This is a genomic window from Pseudomonas sp. NPDC077649 (assembly GCF_044542855.1).
Classification (GTDB): domain Bacteria; phylum Pseudomonadota; class Gammaproteobacteria; order Pseudomonadales; family Pseudomonadaceae; genus Aquipseudomonas.
The window spans coordinates 25,098-41,716 of record NZ_JBITVF010000007.1 but is presented as its reverse complement, the minus strand read 5'-3'; the positions used below and the strand labels follow the sequence as shown (position 1 = coordinate 41,716).

Here is a 16,619-nt window from a genome sequence, read left to right as displayed (position 1 = left end):
CGGTAATCGCCATGGGCAAATTCGTCGAAGGTCTGCTGGAAAGCGTCCAGCAGAGGGATGAAATTCGCCGCGGCGAACCTCAGCCCTCGCGGGCGTTTACTCTGGACGCGCTGCAGGTGCGGAAAGTCTGTACAGCCACCGGAATGATCCAGGCCAAGTTCGCGGCCATCATCGATGTTCGACTCGGCTCGCTGCGTAACCGGGAACAGCGGCGGCGAACCTGGCAGCCCGGTCAGGGCGTTGCTGCGTGCGATCCACAACGACCCGAAGCACGCCATCCTGGCACTGTCCGCCTAATGGCTGGTCGATTTCGACACTTCTTCGACGCCAGCGAACCCCAGAAACGAAAAAGCCCTGTAAATACAGGGCTTTAACTTGCTGAATTCTGGAGCGGGCGAAGGGAATCGAACCCTCGTCATGAGCTTGGGAAGCTCAGGTAATGCCATTATACGACGCCCGCGGCGGGTGCCTTTATACCGGAACTCGGCGGGGAAATGAAGGGCGAACCGGTGCTGGTCGTGCATCCGGTTCGCCGTGGGGCCTGCTCATACGGCGATGGCCTGCAGCTCCTGCAGCCCGCCACGGCGTGGCAGCAGCAGGCGCTTGCTGGGGGCGTTGAAGAAGTCCAGCAGCACGCGTTGGGTCTGCAGCCAGGCGTCCTTGTGCTCCATGTCGAGGAAGTGGCCGGCGTCGTTGATCACGGCGAACTGGGCGTTATCGAGGTGCTGGGCGAACAGGCAGGCGTCTTCCACCGAAGTGTATTCGTCACGGTCGCCGTTGACGAACAGCAGGGGGATGTCGATGGCCTGCAGGCATTCCTTGCGGCAGTGCGCTTCCAGGCTGAGCACCTGTTTGATATGGGCATACATCTGCCGGTACTCGTGCTCGTCGAGGGTGCTGACGTGCTTGTGGTTGAAGCGCTTGAACAGCGATGGCAGGTGTTTGCCGATGGTGCTGTTGACCAGCAGGGCGATGTTGTCGCGGTCCACCGCGCCGAGAAAGCGCAGGCCCTTGTGCAGGTAGTCGAGCATCGGCACGTTGAGGATCGGCGAGAAGGAGCAGATCGCCGCCTTCTCCAGGCTGGCCGGACGCTGGGCCAGGGCGAGCATGGAGGCGACGCCGCCCCAGGAGAAGGACATCAGGTAGTTGGCGCCATGGTGGTCGATCAGCTTGAGCAGGATCGCGGCTTCGTCTTCCTTGCTGATGGGCGTGAAGTCGCTGTTGAACGGCTTGGACTGACCGGCGTACGGCAGATCGAAGGCCACCACGTTGAACTGCGGCTGCAGGTACTTGATGGTCTGGGTGAAGGACGCAGTGGTCGCCAGGGAGCCGTTGACCAGGATGATCGTCTTGCTCGCTGCCGGGTTGCCGTAGAACTCCGTGTGAACCTTGTGCTTCCTGTTGATCTCGACGACTGCGGTTTGTGGCCTCATGTCGTTTCCTCCTGGCGCAAGTGTGACGAGGCGAGCGGTGGGCCGTTCGCGAGCTTTTGGGCAGTCAGATAAACGCCTGGACATGACAACCTAATGTCAGGCTGGAGGATTTTATAATTCTTTGATTTTCAATCAGTTAGGATCGAAACAGAGCGACTTCCCAAGCCTTTTTCGGGCCGGGAGCGAGGGCGGTGTTACCAGGCAGGAATCCAGTTCGCGCAGGGCGCAAGCAACCGATGGAACGCTTAGATGTCTGCTGTGACTCATTGGTCACGCAGAGACTTATGGTTCGATTTAAGCAGCGCCCTTGCAGCCATGCAAGAGCGAGTCACAGCTTTATCGCATATTGCTGCTGCCGTTGGTCGGTTAGCTTGCGAACGATTGCCGGCGTTGCCAGCGCCCCTCAAACGCTGGCGATTTCCGCGGTGGTCAGTGGACGGTATTGGCCGGGGGCAAGCGCGGGGTCGAGGTGGATCTCGCCCATGCTTTCGCGGTGCAGGGCGACGACCCGGTTGCGGAAGTGGCCGAACATGCGTTTGACCTGATGGTAGCGGCCCTCGAACAGGGTCAGACGAGCGCTGTGGCTGCCGAGCAGTTCGAGCCGGGCGGGCAGGGTGGTGAGGTCTTCATAGGCGAAGTACAGGCCGCGGGCGAAGACTTCGGCGTACTCGGCGGTGATCGGCTGTTCGGTGTCGACGAGGTAGACCTTGGGCTTGCGCTGCTGCGGCTGGGTGATGCGCCGCGACCAGCGCCCGTCGTTGGTGATCAGCAGCAGGCCGCTGGTGTTCAGATCCAGGCGGCCGGCCAGGTGCAGCTCGTGTCTGTCCGGCTCGGCCAGCAGGTCGAGGACGGTGCGGTGTTCGTCGTGCTCGGTGGCACTGACCACGCCGACCGGCTTGTGCAGCATCCAGTAGCGCGCGCTACGCCCGGCTTGCAGCAGTTCGTCGTCCAGCTCGACGCGCTGGAAGTCGCGCACGTCGAAGCGCGGGTCGTGAACCACCGCGCCGTCCACCCGCAGGCGCCCGGCGCTGATCAGCAGGCGGCTGTCCTGGCGGCTGAAACGGGGGAAGTTGCTGAGGAAGCGGTCGAGGCGCATGGCTCAGTCCTGCTCGCTGCGCCGGTCGCGCTCGGCGGCTTCGACCACACCCGCGCAGGCTGGGCACAGGCAGGCCAGGTCGCGCTGTTCGGGCGTCAGGCGCTCGAGCACGGCCGGGTCGATGCGGGCCGTGAAGCACCAGCAGGCCTGGATATCCGGCGCGCCGTCGGCCAGGGCGCAAGCGTTGCCCTGGCCACAGAGCGGGCAGCGCTGTGCGGGGTTCACGGCGCGTCGTCCAGAGTGGCGGCGCAGACGCGGTTGCGCCCGCCCTGCTTGGTCTGGTCCAGCGCGCGGTCGCGCAGGAAAGTGTCGTGCGACATCATCGAGGCGATCTGGGTGGGGCGGATCAGGTCCTTCTGGATTTCCGAGTAGATGTTGTCCGAGGTCAGCGGCAGCTCGGTGTTGACGATGTTGTGGCAGATGCTCTCGCGCGAGGTGTAATAACTGGCCAGGCTGGTGGCGAGAAAGCCCCCCAGCAGCAGGATGCCCAGCAGGAGCAGGAGGGGGATCTGAGCCTTGCGCGAAGTGCTGAATGCCATGAGGTCGGGGCCTTGGAGACGTGGCGCAATGCTAGCGTGCCGCCGCAGGCGCGTCATCGGTGCCCGCGCGATTTGCGCCTGCGCGCCGCGGCCGCCGGGTTGTCACCGGCGGCCGCGATGCTCAGGCCTGTTCCAGCACCACCACGCGCTGCCCGGCGCGCACCGGCGAGCCGGGCTGCACGCGCACCTCGCGCACCGTGCCGGCCACCGGGGCGGTGAGGGGGATTTCCATCTTCATCGACTCGAGGATCACCAGCACGTCACCGGCCTCGACGCGCGCGCCTTCTGCCACCTGCACCTGCCACAGGTTGCCGGCGATATGGCTGTCGATGCCGTGCTGGCCCGCGCCGAGCGGCGCATCCTCGCCGAGTTCGGCGGCCACCTCCTCGACCTCGAAATGCGCCTGGCCCGATTCGATCCAGCGCTGGCGCTCGGCGTTGAAGGCCGCGCGCTGCTGCTGGCGGAAGGCGGCGATGCCCTCGGCCTCGCGGTCGAGGAAGGCCTGGTAGTCGGCCAGGTGCAGCTCGCTGTGTTCGATACGCAGCGGGTAGCGGCCCAGCGGGAAGTCGCGGCGGATGCGCAGCAGCTCTTCTGCCGATACCGGGTAGAAGCGGATCTGGTCGAAGAAACGCAGCAGCCAGGGCTTGCCGTCGAAGGCCTCGACCTCGCGGTAGCGGTTCCACATCTGCAGGGTGCGGCCGACGAACTGATAGCCGCCGGGGCCTTCCATGCCGTACACGCACATGTAGGCGCCGCCGATGCCCACCGAGTTCTCCGCGGTCCAGGTGCGCGCCGGGTTGTACTTGGTGGTGACCAGGCGATGGCGCGGATCCAGCGGGGTGGCCACCGGCGCGCCGAGGTAGACGTCGCCCAGGCCCATCACCAGGTAGCTGGCGTCGAACACGGTGCGGTACACCTCGTCCAGATTCGGCAGGTCGTTGATGCGGCGGATGAACTCCAGGTTGCTCGGGCACCAGGGCGCGTCCTTGCGCACCGTGGTCATGTATTTCTCTATCGCCAGCTGGCAGGCCGGGTCATCCCAGGACAGTGGCAGGTGGACGATGCGCGACGGTACCTTGAGGTCCTTGGCCGCGCACACCGCGTCCCACTCGCCGGCGACTATGTCGAGCAGCGGCTGCAGCGGCAGGGTTTCCGGCTGGTAGTGCACTTGCAGCGAGCGAATGCCGGGGGTGAGATCGATCACGCCGTCGAGCTGCTTGGCCTCCAGCGCCTGCATCAGCGCGTGGCCACGAAAGCGCAGCACCAGGTCCAGCTCAGGCGCGCCGATTTCCAGCAACAGGTGGGTGTCGCCGGACAGGCGCGCGACCAGTCGGGTGTCGCCTTCGCCGAGGTCTAGCACGATAGGGCTTGAAAGCTCTGTCGAGTCTGTAGGAGCGGATTTATCCGCGATTGGGGTGCCATCCGTATCGCGGCTGAAGCCGCTCCTACAGAGGGTGGTGCATTCGCGTGCATTGCTCTGCGCCAACGCCCGCGCCGTGGCGATATCCACCGGCACAAAGCGCACCTTGTCGCCGGCCTTGAGCTGGCCGAGTTGCCACAGGTCGGCCTCGATGATGGTCACCAGGCAGACGAAGCCGCCCAGGCTGGGGCCATCGGGCCCCAGAATCACCGGCATATCGCCGGTAAAGTCCACCGCGCCGATCGCATAGGGGTTGTCGTGGATATTCGAGGGATGCAGGCCGGCCTCGCCGCCGCTGTCGCGCACCCACTCGGGCTTGGGCCCGATCAGGCGCACACCGGTGCGGCTGGAGTTGAAGTGCACTTCCCAGTCGGTGGCGAGGAAGCGGTCGATATAGCGCTCGCTGAAGTATTCCGGCGCGCCGTGCGGGCCGTAGATCACCCGCAGTTCGCGTACGGCCGGCAGGTCGGGGCAGAGCTCGGCGGGCAGTTGTGCGCCGCTGCTGGTATCGGCGAGCGGCAGCAGGTGCAGCACGTCGCCGGCACGCAGGGCGCGGCCGCCATGGCCGCCGAACTGGCCGAGGGTAAAGGTGCTCTTGCTACCCAGGTACTCGGGCACCTGCAGGCCGCCGCGCAGGGTCAGGTACGAGCGTGCGCCGCTACCGGCGATGGTGCCGAGGGCCAGGGTAGTGCCGGCCTTGATCAGCAGCGCGGTGTTCATTGGCTGTTCCACGCCATCGACGCTCAGCGGAATCTCGGCGCCAGTGACGGCGACTACGGCGTCCGTATTGAAGCGCAGCAGCGGGCCGCTCATGGTGATTTCCAGGCCGGCGGCGCCCTCAGCGTTGCCCAGCAGGCGGTTGCCCAGGCGCAGGGCGCGGCTGTCCATCGGCCCGGACGGCGGCACGCCAACGGCCCAGTAGCCGAGGCGGCCAGGGAAGTCCTGCACGCTGGTCTGGGTACCGGCGCTGAGCACTTCGAAGGTGCTGGCCTGATAGACGAGGTTTTCCAGGCAGCGCGTCCAGGGCTTGCCGCTGGCGAAGGGCGCATCGCTGAGGATCTGGCGCAGGTAGTCGCGGTTGCATTCCACGCCGTACAGCAGCGTGCCTGCCAGCGCCTGATCCAGCGCATTGGAGGCTTCTTCGCGGCTTGGCGCCCAGGTGATCAGCTTGGCGATCATCGGGTCGAAGTAGGGCGGAATCTCGCAGCCGGCCTCGACCCAGGTATCGATGCGCAGGGCCTTGCCGTCAGCGGGCGGGAATGCCACGGCGGTGAGCAGGCCGGGGCTGGGCTGAAAATCGCGGCCCGGGTCTTCGGCGTACAGGCGTGCCTGGATGGCATGGCCGCTGGGTTCGAGGGTTTTCGCCAGCTCGCTCAGCGGCGGCAGATCGCCGGCTGCCAGCTCGATCATCCAGCGCACCAGGTCGACGCCCCACACCTGTTCGGTGACGCCGTGCTCGACCTGCAGACGGGTGTTCACCTCGAGGAAGTAGAAGCGCTCGGCCTCGCTGTCGTAGACGAACTCAACGGTGCCGGCGCTGCGGTAACTGACCGCCTTGGCCAGCTTGATCGCCGCCGCGCACAGCGCATCGGCCATGCCGGCGGGCAGGTTCGGTGCGGGGGTTTCTTCCAGCACCTTCTGGTTGCGCCGCTGCACCGAGCAGTCGCGCACGCCGAGGGCGAGCACCTCGCCCTGGCCGTCGCCGAACACCTGCACTTCCAGGTGGCGGGCGCGCTGGATGTACTTCTCGATAAAGACTCCGCTGTCGCTGAAGTTGTTCTGCCCCAGGCGCTTGACCGCCTCGAAGGCTTCGCTGAGTTCGGCGGCCGAGCGGCAGACACGCATGCCGATGCCGCCACCGCCAGCGGTGCTTTTCAGCATCACCGGGTAGCCGACCTGTTCACCGGCGGCCAGCGCCGCATCGAGATTTTCCAGCAACTCGGTGCCTTCGAGCATCGGCACGCCGTGCTGCTTGGCCAGGGCGCGGGCGGTGTGCTTGAGGCCGAATACGCGCAGTTGCTCGGGCGTCGGGCCGACGAAGGCGATGCCGGCGGCTTCGCAGGCTTCGGCGAAGGCGGCGTTCTCGGAGAGAAAGCCGTAGCCGGGGTGAATGGCCTGGGCGCCGCTGCGTTTGGCGACGTCGAGAATTTTCTCTACCACAAGGTAAGTTTGCGTAGCCGGGCCGTCGCCGAGGGAGAAGGCTTCAGCGGCCTGCTGAATATGCAGGCTGGCAGCGTCGGCTTCGGCATACACGGCTACGCCGCCGACGTTCAGCTCACGCAGGGTGCGCAGGATGCGGCAGGCAATGGCGCCACGGTTGGCGATCAGGAGTTTGTCGAACATTCGAGGAGCCCTCGAAGGTGGCGGGCCGTCCCGCCGTCATTGGGTCTGCGCCACGGTCGTCCGTGGCGGAAAAATCGGGTGATGCGTATTGCTGTGTAGGAGCGGCCGGGCGGCGTTCCGCTTTAGCCGCGAACCGGCGGAGCCGGTGGATGTAGAAAGCGACATCCACCCTACGGGTTATCGCGGCTGAAGCCGCTCCTACGGGAAGTGATCAATCCCAAACCAGGACTTCAGCCGGCGTCGGGTTCCAGCCGTTGCACGGGTTGTTCAGTTGCGGGCAGTTGGAGATCAGCACGATGACGTCGGTCTCGGCCTTGAGCTCCACGTACTTGCCGGGCGCGGAGAGGCCGTCCTCGAAAGTCAGGCCGCCCTCCGGCGTTACCGGAACGTTCATGAAGAAGTTGATGTTGGCGCCGATGTCGCGCTTGCTCAGACGGCCGTCGTGCAGGCTGGCGCGCAGGAAGTTGTCGCGGCAGCTGTGCATATAGCGCTTCTCGAGTGCATACCTGACGGTGTTGCTCTCCTGCGCGCAGGCGCCGCCGAGGGTGTCGTGGCGGCCGCAGGTGTCGGCGACTATGGTCAGCAGCGGCTTGCCGAGGTTGGAGTAGAGCACCGTGCCGGTGGTCAGGTAGACCTTGCTCTGCTTGCGCAGGGTGCGCTGCGGGTCGAAGCGCTCGCGCGGGTTGCGCGCGGCGAAGAACAGGGTGTCGATCGCCTGGTTGCCTTCCAGATCATGCAGGCGCAGGGTCTGCCCGGCCTTGACCTCGAACAGGTAGGGCTCACCTGCCGGGATGGTGTGGCGGAAGCTGGCGGTTTCGGGATGCAGGTTGCTTGCGGTCAGGCTCATGTCGGCATCCTCAAAGGTACTGGCGTTCGGTGTTGTGAAAGCCGCGGCCGTTTTCCGGGCGCGAGGTGCGGCAGAGCAGGGTGATGCCGTCGCTGGCGACCTCGCTCCAGCGCAGCTGCACCGGCTTGGGCGCGTACTGCGGGTTGGGGTCCAGTGGGTGCTGCAGGGCGGTGAGCACCACCAGGGTGTCCATCGGCGCATACAGCTCGATATGGTCGCCGGCCTTGGAATTGTTCGGCTGGAAGTGGAAGACACCCTCGGCGTCGACGTCCACGCGGCTGAACAGGTTGAGGTTCATCAGCAGGTCCTGCAGGTTGAGGTCCCACTTGCCCATTTCCACCAGCAGGTTGTCCATGCCGTTGCGGAAGAAGCCGTTGCGCAGTTCCTGGTAGCGGCCCTGACCGTATTTCTCCAGCACTTCCTCGGCATTCAGTACGCCGCCGAAGCTGTCGTGCCAACCGCAGGTATCAAAGGTGATGGCGGCCAGCACCTTGCCCATGTCCGAGTACAGACAGTGGCCGCCGCTGAGCCTGGCGGTGTGTTGGCACTTGAGGGTATCGGGCAGGTTCAGTCGTTCGCTTTTCTCGGCGGCGTTGAACAGCAGCAGGCTGACGTTGGCGCCGCCTTCGAGGTCGGTGATGCGCAGCAGCTGGCCGCGCTTGAGCACGAAGGAAGTGTGGCCGCCGCCGGGGACAGTTTCCTCATAGAGGGTGGGGCGGAGGGTGAGGGCAGTTGTCATGGGTACCTCGAGATCAAAGCCGTATCGTCAGGCGCCGGCAGTGGCGCCTGATCATCGTTGCGAGGGGGCGTGAGGGTCAGAGCTTGCCGTCGACGGCCATCTCTATGTAGCTCGGGTCGAAGCGCAGCTTGATGTTGGCGCTGTCGCCGGTAGTCACGTCGCCCGCGAAGGTCATGCCGATGGCGTCAGCGCTGCGCGCGCCTTCACCGAGGATGCCGTGCTCGAAGCTGAAGTTGGCGACCTTGGTCATGGTCTCCGGCAGGGCCGGGCTGGTGACGAAATCCAGGGTTTCCTGCGGCGTATAGAACAGCTTGGTGGTCGCCAGCTGGGCCTGGAAACCGGCCAGGTCGGTGCCGGAGGCCTTGGCCATTTCGGTCAGGGCGTCGGTGGCTTCGGGCGTGCCGGACTGCATCAGGTCGAGAATCTCGAACCAGGCGCCGACCAGGGCTTTGCCGAAATCCGGGTTGTCCTTCAGGGTCTGGGTGTTGACCACCATCATGTCGAGGATTTCACCGGGGATCTTCGAGGAGTCGAACACCTGGGTGCTGCCGGGCTGGGCGATGATCTCGGCGAGCATCGGGTTCCAGGTGGCGGCGGCCTGCACGCTGGGGGTGGAGTAGGCGGCGATGATGTCGGCGTCGGAAGTGTTCACCACGCTCACGTCGCGCTCGCTCATGCCTGCCGACTCCAGGGCGCGGGCGAGGAAGTAGTGAGAGACCGACAGCTCCACCAGGTTGACCTGCATGCCCTTGAGGTCGGCCAGGGTCTTGCCCTCGCCCTTGATCAGCAGGCCGTCGTTGCCGTTGGAGTAGTCGCCGACGATCAGCGCGGTGGAGTCCACACCACCGGCGGCGGGGATGGTCAGGGCGTCCATGTTGGTCATGGTGCAGCCGTCGAACTGGCCGACGCTGTACTGGTTGATCGATTCGACGTAGTCGTTGAGCTGCATGACATCGATCTCGATGCCGTATTTCTTCGCCCATTTGTCGATGATGCCGGAGGTGCTGGCCTGGCCCCAGGGCATCCAGCCGGCGTAGAGCGTCCAGCAGACGCTGAAGCTGTCTTTCTTCTCGGCATGGGCGCTGAAGCTGAGCAGCGCGGCCAGACCGGCAGCGGCGAAGGAGAGCAGACGGTACTTGCGCATTTGGAACCTCCAGTCTTGTTGAGTGCGGGCAGGAGTCGCGGCACGTTTCGAGTGGTTCGAAAGGCGCGTTCTCCCGGGCTTTTATCCCGCCGTGTAACCTCACTGGAGGTCGATGACTCTCGGACCAGTCACCCGCCTGCGCGGATCGGAACCCTAGTCATCCATTTCGCAAATTGTGGTGCCGCGATTCCGGGAAACCCCGGTTAGAACCTGCACACCTGAGCTTTAGCGAATAGCGTGCCAGCTCGCCCAAGCCCGTGGCTGCGCGCTTGGGCGACGCTGCTTGCGGTTTGCGTGCTGCCTGTTGGGGCTTGCGGGCGATGGAATGCACCGCTCTGGGGCGAGTCTGCCCGCGGGATAGCGCCTCGGCGGCATGATGGCGGTGGCATGGAAATCGCTATCGCCCCTGTTGCAGGGGCGGCCTTGCTGCCGCCCTCGGGACGACCCGACCCGCTGCTCGTCTGGACGACCAGGTAACTCACTTGTTCAAGGGAGATTGCCATGGCGCATACCCATTTCACCTCGATTCCCCTGATCGACGTCTCGGGCTTGTACTGCGAGCATCTTGCCGAGCGCCAGCGCGTTGCCGACGAGCTGGGCCGTGCCGCGCGCGAGGTCGGCTTCCTGCAGATCACCGGGCACGGCATTTCGCGTGAGCTGCGCGACGGTTTGGTCGATCAGGCGCGCCGCTTCTTCGCCCGCCCGCTGGAGGAGAAGATGCGTTTTTACATCGGTCAGTCCAGCAACCACAGCGGCTACGTGCCGGAGGGCGAGGAGCAGTTCGCCGGTGGCAGCAAGGATCTCAAGGAAGCCTACGACGTCAATTACGACTACACCGAGGCGGCGCAGGTCTATCCGCTGCTGGGCCCGACCCAGTGGCCGGACTCGGCAGACTTCAAGCGCGAGGTCAGCGCCTACTACCGCGCGGCGCTGGCGCTGGGCGACACGCTGTTTCGTGGCTTCGCCCTGGCGCTGGGGCTGGCCGAGGACACCTTCGCCGACATCACCCGGCAGCCCACCAGCCAGTTGCGCATGATCCATTACCCGCTCGATCCCGACTCAGTGGCCGACCGTCCCGGTATCGGCGCGCATACCGACTACGAGTGCTTCACCATTCTTCTGCCCACCGCCGAAGGTTTGCAGGTGCTCAACGGCGACGGGCAGTGGATCGACGTGCCGCTGGTGGAGGACGCCTTCGTGATCAATATCGGCGACATGCTCGAAGTGCTCAGCAACGGTAACTTCGTCGCCACCTCGCACCGCGTGCGCAAGGTTAGCGAGGAGCGCTTCGCCTTCCCGCTGTTCTGCGCCTGCGACTACCCGACGCGCATCGCCCCGATTGCCGGCCTGCCGGCGCGCGGTGAGCGGGTGTACGCGCCGGTGAGTTGCGGCGACCACCTGTTCGCCCAGACCGCGCAGACCTTCCGGTACCTGCGCGAGCGGCTGGAGAACGGCTCGCTGCAATTGCCGGATGGGGCGACAGGCTTGTCCAGCTTCGGCCCCTCCAGTGTCGGCGCGGCCCGCCAGGAGGTGACGGCATGAACCTGCTGGAGCTGGCGGCACGTTACCCACAACGCGCCGAAGGTGGTGTGCCGGACTGGATGCTCGGGCACTTTCGTCGGCGCACCATCAGCTTCGCCGATGGCCGCAGCGATGAGCGCACCCAGGTGCACTGGCTGCAAAGCCGCAGCTTCACCATCGACCTGCGCCTACCGGATGGGCCGCCATTGCCGGGGCGTGTCTGGCAGGACTACGACGCCGCCGAGTTGCGCCAGCTCGCCAACCACGAAGGCTGGGTGGCCGACAGCGTCTGGGAGAACGGCTACCTGAGCTGGCACGGCGGGGTGTCCCTGCAACTGCACAACCGCTGGCCGGAACCGGCGCAGTTGCAGCGCATCGGCAACTGCATGATCGAGCTCGGCACCAGCGGCGCCTATGTCGAGGACTGGCGTTTGCAGGCCAGCCGCGGGCCGTTGATCGGGCTGCGCTTGCTGGAGGAGTGCGATGCCGAAAGCGGCGAGGTGCTGCAACGCGGCGGCGGCCTGATTCTCTGCGGCGACCGACTCGGCTGGGTGCACGGGCGGGCGGTCGAGCCGGGTGAATCAGCGCTGCAACTGCGCGAGCGGGTCGAGCTGGCGCGCGGGGATGGTGAGGCCCTGGCCGCGCTGTTCGACTGCCAGACCTCGCTGGCCTATGCCGATCAGCAGGGGCGGTATCAGGTGGCGCTGTCCACCCAGCCGGCACGGGTCGGGCAGAGCGTCTCGCTGGAGGGCTTCGAGCTGCCGGAGGCCGGGCGTGTGTGCCAGCACCTGCAAAGGCCGGATGGCCGTGCGGTGGTACGCACCTTCCTTATCGATACGCTGGAGCCGGACTGGCGCGCGGCTCTCGCCACGCCGAGTACCGACGAGGCGCAGCGCTGGTTTGCCGCGGAGAGTGAAACGCTGTCGAGGTATCTTGAGGTGTTGAGCTGATCTGCGACTCGTTTTGTAGGAGCCCACTTGCGGGCGATCAGCACAAGCTACAGCGGATCGCCCGCAAGCGGGCTCCTACAGATGGTTAGCCTGCCGCGATACGCTCGGCCAGCTCGCTGGGCAACTGCGCCTGAGCCCGGCGTGCCGCGTTCAGCGGGATGTCGTAGGTGATGCGTGCGCCGTAGGCGTTGGGCGCCTGCGGATCGTGGCGCACCTTGTCGAACACCAGCAGGCGGGTGCCGAGGCTGAAGCCTTCGGACAGGTCGTGGGTGACCATGAACACGGTCAGGCGGGTTTCCTGCCACAGCTCCAGCAGCAGCGCGTGCATGTCCTTGCGGATGCCGGGGTCAAGGGCGCCGAACGGCTCGTCGAGCAGCAGCATGCGCGGTTGCATCACCAGCGCCTGGGCGATGGCCAGGCGTTGCTGCATGCCGCCGGAAAGCGCGCTGGGGTACTTGTTCAGGGCATGGCCGAGGCCGACCTTGGTGAGAATTTCGGCAGCGCGCTCGCGGGCCTCGCGTTTGGCTGCGCCGAACAGTCGGCCCAGCAGCTTCGACTTCGGCAGTTCCAGGCCCAGGGCGACGTTGTCCAGCACGCTCAGGTGGGGGAATACCGAGTAGCGCTGGAACACCACGCCACGGCTCGGGTCGGGCTCGTTGGGCAGCGGCTGGCCGCCCAGCAGCAGCTCGCCACGGCTCGGGCGTTCCTGACCGAGCAGCATGCGCAGAAAGGTGGATTTGCCACAGCCGGAGGCGCCGACCAGGGTGCAGAACTCACCCTCGTCGACCTTGAGGTTGAGGCGCTCGAGCACGACCAGGTCGCCGTATTCCTGCCACAGGTTGCGCGCCTCGATAAAGGCGGTTTTCGACTGGCTGGCGTTGGCAGCGCTGGATGGGTTCATGGCAGGTTCACTTAGCGGGACGATGTGTTGGCTGAACAGGGTCATGCCTTGCCTCCTTCATGCCAGGGGAAGCACAGGCGCAGCACCTGGCGCAGGCCCAGATCCATCAGCCAGGCCAGCAGGGTGATCCACACGACGTAGGGCAGGATCACGTCCATGGCCATGTAGCGACGTACCAGGAAGATGCGGTAACCGAGGCCGTCGGTCGAGGCGATGGCCTCGGCGGCGATCAGAAACAGCCAGGCCGAGCCGAGCATCAGGCGCAGCGAGATCAGCAGGCGCGGCAGCAGTTGCGGCAGCACCAGGCGCAGGATCAGCGTCCAGGTGTTGGCGCCGAGGGTCTGCGCCTTGATCAGCAGCTCGCCGGGAATCTCGCGGGCGCGCTGTTCGATGTCGCGGGCGATGCAGGGGGTGATGCCGATGACGATCAGCATCACCTTGGACAGCTCGCCCAGGCCGAAGACGATAAACAGGATCGGCAGGATGGCCAGCGGCGGAATCATCGACAGCACGGTGAGCAGCGGCGATAGCGGTGCGCCGAACAGCGGCACGCTGCCGGCGGCGATACCCAGCACCAGGCCCAGCAGCGCGGCGATGCCAAGGCCCAGGCCCAGGCGTTGCAGGCTGGAGGCGGTGTCCTGCCAGAACAGGTACTGGCCGCTGCGTTTGTCTTCGCTGAAGGCCAGGCGGTCGACGGCGTCGATCATCTGGCTGGCGCTGGGCAGCAGCTTGTCGTTGGGGTTCTCGGCCAGGCGGGTGGCCGAGGCGCTGAAGTAGACGAACAGCAGCAGGGCGAAGGGCAGCAGGATCAGCAGCAGGCGGCCGCTGCGATCCGGGTGGCGGTTGATCAGGCGCATGGATAGTCCTCGTCGGGCCTGGAACGAAAGGCGTGCGCAGCTAGCAAGCGCAAGAGCGCGCTGGTTTCGGGCCTTTGGGGTGGGCGGCTGGTTGCCGCCGATGCGAGTGGGGCGTACCCATGATGAACCTCCAGTTTGACAGGGGCGGGCAGGAGTTCGCGGCGGTTCCCCACGGATGGGGCGCGTTCTCCCGGGCTTTTGTCCCGCCGTGTAACCTCGCTGGAGGTCGCTAGCTCTCGGACCAGTCGCTCGCGCGTGGCGAGCCGGAACCCTAGCCGGCTATTGGCAAATTGTGGTGCCGCGATCCCGGCGAACCGGGTTGTTCCTGCACGAGCTGTTCTTAGCGAACATCGTGCCATGCGTCGCGAACCGCAGCAGACGGCGCTCCCTTCGGCGGCGCCGGGGTCGCGGTGCGCCGTGCTGGTGCGTTGTCAGAGCGGCGTGCTGCCTGCTGGGGCGTCAGGACGGTGTCAGAGCTTGCCGTCAGCGGCCAGCTGCATGTAGTCGTGGTTGAAACGCAGCAGGATGCGTTGAGCGTTGCCCAGGGGCTGCTCGCCGCTGAAGGCGATGCCCAGGTTGCTCAGGCCCTGGCCGCTCTGGCCTAGCAGGCCGTGCGCATCGGCGAAATGGGCGATGCGCTGCATCAGGTCCGGCAATTTGCCGGTCTGGGCGAAGTTCAGCGCATAGCGCGGGGCGTAGAAGGAACGCAGGGTGTTCAACTGGGCCTCGAAGTCCTCGGGGCTGGTGCGCGCGGCCGCCGCCATCTTCGCCCTGGCCTCACGCCCGGCGGCGGTGGGCAGGCCGAGCAGACGCTGGGTTTCGAACCAGGCGCCGGTCAGTGCCCGGCCGAATTCCGGGTGTTGCACCAGGGTCTGGCTGTCGACCACGGTCAGGTCGAGGATCTCGCCGGGAATCAGGTTGGAGGTGAACACCTGGCTGACCTCGGCCTTGCGTTTGATCTCGGCGAGGATCGGGTTCCAGGTGATCACCGCATCGCCCTGTCCGGCGAGGAAGGTGTTGGCGATTTCGGTATCGGAAACGTGCTGGATGGTTACGTCGCTTTCCTCCAGCAGCGCCCATTCCAGTGCGCGGCTGAGCAGGTAATGGGACACCGAGTTCTCCACCAGCAGCACGGTCTTGCCCTTGAGATCCTGAATACGCTTGCCGCTGCCACGCAGCAGCAGGCCATCGGCACCGTTGGAGAAGTCGCCGATGATCAGCGCGGTGCTGTCCTTGCTGGCTGCGGCGGGAATGGTCAGGGCGTCCATATTGGTCATGGTGCAGGCGTCGAACTGGCCGGCGGTGTACTGCTCGATGGAGCCGACGTAATCCGGTACTTCCTGCACCTGGATATCGATGCCGTACTTGTCCGCCCATTTCTTCACGATGCCCTGTTCGGCGGCGTAGCCCCAGGGCATCCAGCCGGCGAAGATCGACCAGCAGAGCTTGAAGGTCCTGGGCGCGGCCTCGGCGGCGGGAGCGGTCAGCAGGGCGGTGCAGAGCAGGGCGGTGCAGAGCAGGGCGGTAAGCAGGGTACGCAATGACATGGTGACCTCGGCGGCAGGGAACGGAGGCGGGAAGGCGGGCAGCCGTGCTGCGCGTTCTCCCGGGCTTTTATCCCGCCGTGTAACCCCGCGGCTTCCCGCCGCTCTATGAGGTCGCCCACTCTCGGACCAGCCACCCGCCTGGTGGGGCGGGCCGGAACCCTAGTCGGCCATTGTCTGCACGCAGCGCTGTTCGCCTTCCCGCTGCGGCGCCTTGCCAAGCGAGGAGCGTGCCAGCGGCCATGGCGAGCCTGTGATGGCCGTCACTCGGCTGCACGGAACGTGATCCAGTGCCGATGGTCGAACCAGCATGCCGATAGAATTGTGCCCGCGCCGCTTGCGGGGCATCTAATGGCCACTGGAAATTCGAGGAGTATTCCGACATGCGTGGTTTGACTGTGATGGTATTGGCGTTGCTGCTGGGCGGCTGCAGTTTCAGTGCGCCGGGCGTGCATGCCCGGGTCGGCGATCCCGATGTGATTCATGTCGACCTGGGTGGCCGCGGCTACCACGGCGGCGGTCACTTCTGCCCGCCGGGGCACCGGATGAAGGGGAGCTGCTGATGAAAACCTTCGGCGCGTTGCTGCTGGCGATCAGCCTGGCTTTCGGTCTGTCCGGCTGCAGCCTGAGGCTGCCGGGTATCGGCATCGATATCGGCGATGTTGGCGGCGGTCCTCCCCACTGCCCGCCGGGGCAGGCCAAGAAAGGTCGTTGCTGATCCAGTCCCGGGCCTCGCGGCCCGGCCTCTTCCCTCGGGGGTGCGGTGCGCGTCCCCCGCTTCCCCTGCGGAGGCTCCCCATGTCCTACAGAACCCTGCTTGCTGCCCTGCTGTTCATCCCGCTCAGTGGCTGCGCCGTGTACGGCGACGGTTACGACCGTGGCTACCGCGACCATCATCACTCGCACCACTATTACAACGGTTACCGCCGCGATTACTCGCCGCCGGTCTACGTCACGCCGCGTTACTACTATTACGACGATCGCCGCCACGACCGCCATCGCCACGATTCCAAACACTACGTGCCGGTACCGCCGCGCCAGCATGGCTTCTACCCGCGCGATCACAAAGGCCACGACGGCTACTCGCGCCACGACGGCCGCCGCGATGACTGGCGCCGCCACGACGGTCATCAGCGATCACAGCACAAGCAGCATCTGCAGGGCCTGCCCGCCGGCAAGCACTGGGACGGCAAGCGCCAGCAGCAGGTGCAGCAGCGCTACTCCCGCGACGACCGTCACTCGCGCGGCGAGCAGCAGCGCAGCGGCGACTGGCGGCGCAACTAGC

At 65.9% G+C, this 16,619-nt stretch carries 15 protein-coding genes, 1 tRNA gene, 2 pseudogenes and 3 riboswitches; of the genes and pseudogenes, 6 read left to right on the top strand and 12 right to left on the bottom strand.

The window, feature by feature from the left end:
- The first annotated feature begins 11 nt into the window (after positions 1–11).
- A pseudogene (locus ACIGFL_RS19280) lies at positions 12–297 on the top strand (helix-turn-helix domain-containing protein).
- A gap of 89 nt (positions 298–386) precedes the next feature.
- Here the strand turns inward: ACIGFL_RS19280 and ACIGFL_RS19275 are convergent.
- From ACIGFL_RS19275 to ACIGFL_RS19235, 9 genes and pseudogenes are all read right to left on the bottom strand, one after another.
- A tRNA-Gly gene (locus ACIGFL_RS19275) sits at positions 387–460 on the bottom strand.
- Positions 461–545: 85 nt separating this feature from the next.
- A complete protein-coding gene (locus ACIGFL_RS19270; RefSeq protein WP_397498222.1) occupies positions 546–1,433 on the bottom strand; it encodes an alpha/beta fold hydrolase in 888 nt (295 codons plus the stop codon).
- Positions 1,434–1,836: 403 nt separating this feature from the next.
- On the bottom strand, positions 1,837–2,529 hold the full coding sequence (locus ACIGFL_RS19265; protein WP_397498221.1) for a pseudouridine synthase: 693 nt from the start codon (positions 2,527–2,529) through the stop codon (positions 1,837–1,839).
- Between the two features lie 3 nt (positions 2,530–2,532).
- Positions 2,533–2,754, bottom strand: a complete 222-nt coding sequence (locus tag ACIGFL_RS19260; RefSeq protein ID WP_397498220.1) for a cysteine-rich CWC family protein — start codon at positions 2,752–2,754, stop codon at positions 2,533–2,535.
- A gap of 68 nt (positions 2,755–2,822) precedes the next feature.
- A pseudogene (locus ACIGFL_RS19255) lies at positions 2,823–3,068 on the bottom strand (GGDEF domain-containing protein); the annotation flags it as partial.
- 121 nt (positions 3,069–3,189) lie between these two features.
- Entirely contained in the window at positions 3,190–6,831 is a 3,642-nt protein-coding gene (gene uca / locus ACIGFL_RS19250; RefSeq protein WP_397498219.1) for an urea carboxylase, read from the bottom strand.
- A 211-nt stretch (positions 6,832–7,042) separates the two neighbouring features.
- Positions 7,043–7,678, bottom strand: a complete 636-nt coding sequence (locus tag ACIGFL_RS19245) for an urea amidolyase associated protein UAAP2 (protein ID WP_397498218.1) — start codon at positions 7,676–7,678, stop codon at positions 7,043–7,045.
- A gap of 10 nt (positions 7,679–7,688) precedes the next feature.
- Positions 7,689–8,417 (bottom strand): urea amidolyase associated protein UAAP1, encoded by a 729-nt coding sequence (locus ACIGFL_RS19240; RefSeq protein ID WP_397498217.1) that lies wholly within the window; start codon positions 8,415–8,417, stop codon positions 7,689–7,691.
- 76 nt (positions 8,418–8,493) lie between these two features.
- On the bottom strand, positions 8,494–9,561 hold the full coding sequence (locus ACIGFL_RS19235; protein WP_397498216.1) for a putative urea ABC transporter substrate-binding protein: 1,068 nt from the start codon (positions 9,559–9,561) through the stop codon (positions 8,494–8,496).
- Between the two features lie 68 nt (positions 9,562–9,629).
- Positions 9,630–9,729, bottom strand: a riboswitch (guanidine-I (ykkC/yxkD leader).
- 333 nt (positions 9,730–10,062) lie between these two features.
- Between ACIGFL_RS19235 and ACIGFL_RS19230 the strand changes: the two genes are divergently transcribed.
- On the top strand, positions 10,063–11,103 hold the full coding sequence (locus ACIGFL_RS19230; RefSeq protein ID WP_397498215.1) for an isopenicillin N synthase family dioxygenase: 1,041 nt from the start codon (positions 10,063–10,065) through the stop codon (positions 11,101–11,103).
- On the top strand, positions 11,100–12,032 hold the full coding sequence (locus ACIGFL_RS19225; RefSeq protein WP_397498214.1) for a hypothetical protein: 933 nt from the start codon (positions 11,100–11,102) through the stop codon (positions 12,030–12,032). Before ACIGFL_RS19230 ends, ACIGFL_RS19225 begins: the two co-directional genes overlap by 4 nt.
- 85 nt (positions 12,033–12,117) lie before the next feature.
- Here the strand turns inward: ACIGFL_RS19225 and ACIGFL_RS19220 are convergent, their stop codons facing one another.
- The 3 genes from ACIGFL_RS19220 to ACIGFL_RS19210 form a co-directional block, all read right to left on the bottom strand.
- On the bottom strand, positions 12,118–12,933 hold the full coding sequence (locus ACIGFL_RS19220; RefSeq protein WP_397498391.1) for an ABC transporter ATP-binding protein: 816 nt from the start codon (positions 12,931–12,933) through the stop codon (positions 12,118–12,120).
- Positions 12,934–12,974: 41 nt separating this feature from the next.
- Complete coding sequence (locus ACIGFL_RS19215; protein WP_397498213.1) at positions 12,975–13,790, bottom strand: ABC transporter permease; 816 nt, start codon at positions 13,788–13,790, stop codon at positions 12,975–12,977.
- Between the two features lie 185 nt (positions 13,791–13,975).
- Positions 13,976–14,076, bottom strand: a riboswitch (guanidine-I (ykkC/yxkD leader).
- Positions 14,077–14,260: 184 nt separating this feature from the next.
- Positions 14,261–15,337, bottom strand: coding sequence for a putative urea ABC transporter substrate-binding protein (locus ACIGFL_RS19210; RefSeq protein ID WP_397498212.1), 1,077 nt, complete (start codon positions 15,335–15,337; stop codon positions 14,261–14,263).
- A 54-nt stretch (positions 15,338–15,391) separates the two neighbouring features.
- Positions 15,392–15,511: riboswitch (guanidine-I (ykkC/yxkD leader) on the bottom strand.
- A gap of 206 nt (positions 15,512–15,717) precedes the next feature.
- Between ACIGFL_RS19210 and ACIGFL_RS19205 the strand changes: the two genes are divergently transcribed.
- From ACIGFL_RS19205 to ACIGFL_RS19195, 3 genes are all read left to right on the top strand, one after another.
- Entirely contained in the window at positions 15,718–15,897 is a 180-nt protein-coding gene (locus ACIGFL_RS19205; RefSeq protein WP_031302854.1) for a hypothetical protein, read from the top strand.
- The gene (locus ACIGFL_RS19200) at positions 15,897–16,052 is read left to right on the top strand and encodes a hypothetical protein (protein WP_021442965.1); all 156 of its coding nucleotides are present in this window, start codon (positions 15,897–15,899) and stop codon (positions 16,050–16,052) included. The genes ACIGFL_RS19205 and ACIGFL_RS19200 overlap by 1 nt, the downstream gene beginning before the upstream one ends.
- 80 nt (positions 16,053–16,132) lie before the next feature.
- Positions 16,133–16,618, top strand: a complete 486-nt coding sequence (locus ACIGFL_RS19195) for a hypothetical protein (RefSeq protein WP_397498211.1) — start codon at positions 16,133–16,135, stop codon at positions 16,616–16,618.
- The last annotated feature ends 1 nt before the right edge of the window (position 16,619 follow it).

Bases quoted from the DNA above. Each gene is read 5' to 3' on its own strand.
- ACIGFL_RS19270 (WP_397498222.1), bottom strand. From the start codon at position 1,433: ATGAGGCCACAAACCGCAGTCGTCGAGATCAACAGGAAGCACAAGGTT.
- ACIGFL_RS19265 (WP_397498221.1), bottom strand. From the start codon at position 2,529: ATGCGCCTCGACCGCTTCCTCAGCAACTTCCCCCGTTTCAGCCGCCAG.
- uca (WP_397498219.1), bottom strand. From the start codon at position 6,831: ATGTTCGACAAACTCCTGATCGCCAACCGTGGCGCCATTGCCTGCCGC.
- ACIGFL_RS19245 (WP_397498218.1), bottom strand. From the start codon at position 7,678: ATGAGCCTGACCGCAAGCAACCTGCATCCCGAAACCGCCAGCTTCCGC.
- ACIGFL_RS19240 (WP_397498217.1), bottom strand. From the start codon at position 8,417: ATGACAACTGCCCTCACCCTCCGCCCCACCCTCTATGAGGAAACTGTC.
- ACIGFL_RS19235 (WP_397498216.1), bottom strand. From the start codon at position 9,561: ATGCGCAAGTACCGTCTGCTCTCCTTCGCCGCTGCCGGTCTGGCCGCG.
- ACIGFL_RS19230 (WP_397498215.1), top strand. From the start codon at position 10,063: ATGGCGCATACCCATTTCACCTCGATTCCCCTGATCGACGTCTCGGGC.
- ACIGFL_RS19225 (WP_397498214.1), top strand. From the start codon at position 11,100: ATGAACCTGCTGGAGCTGGCGGCACGTTACCCACAACGCGCCGAAGGT.
- ACIGFL_RS19220 (WP_397498391.1), bottom strand. From the start codon at position 12,933: ATGAACCCATCCAGCGCTGCCAACGCCAGCCAGTCGAAAACCGCCTTT.
- ACIGFL_RS19215 (WP_397498213.1), bottom strand. From the start codon at position 13,790: ATGCGCCTGATCAACCGCCACCCGGATCGCAGCGGCCGCCTGCTGCTG.
- ACIGFL_RS19210 (WP_397498212.1), bottom strand. From the start codon at position 15,337: ATGTCATTGCGTACCCTGCTTACCGCCCTGCTCTGCACCGCCCTGCTC.
- ACIGFL_RS19205 (WP_031302854.1), top strand. From the start codon at position 15,718: ATGCGTGGTTTGACTGTGATGGTATTGGCGTTGCTGCTGGGCGGCTGC.
- ACIGFL_RS19200 (WP_021442965.1), top strand. From the start codon at position 15,897: ATGAAAACCTTCGGCGCGTTGCTGCTGGCGATCAGCCTGGCTTTCGGT.
- ACIGFL_RS19195 (WP_397498211.1), top strand. From the start codon at position 16,133: ATGTCCTACAGAACCCTGCTTGCTGCCCTGCTGTTCATCCCGCTCAGT.